1 protein-coding gene is annotated in these 204 nt (G+C 72.1%); it reads right to left on the bottom strand.

Translation table 11 applies throughout. The features are described 5' to 3' along the window. Positions 1-204: hypothetical protein (locus OO54_RS41285; RefSeq protein ID WP_033213096.1), on the bottom strand; the 204-nt coding region annotated here is incomplete at both ends.

The raw sequence follows: 204 nt of genomic DNA, 5'->3' as shown, positions 1-204 counted from the left end.
GGCCTGGGCGCGGGGGAGGTGGGGAAGGATCTGGCTGGCGGTGTAGTCCAGGGCGTCGCGGCGGCTTTCGCGGGCCATGCGGCGCAGGAGGACGGGGTTGGCGTGGCGGCGGCGTGTCTGGCGGATGTGGTCGCGGGAGTCGGCGGCGTCTTTTTCGAGGTAGGCGGTGGCGGTGAGCATGTCCAGGTCGGTGACGTCCTGCAG

The sequence above is a fragment of the Streptomyces wedmorensis genome, from assembly GCF_000716445.1.
GTDB classification, from domain to species: Bacteria; Actinomycetota; Actinomycetes; order Streptomycetales; family Streptomycetaceae; genus Streptomyces; species Streptomyces wedmorensis.
The sequence above is the reverse complement of the archived record's forward strand: the minus strand, read 5'-3'. Positions and strand labels throughout refer to the sequence as shown.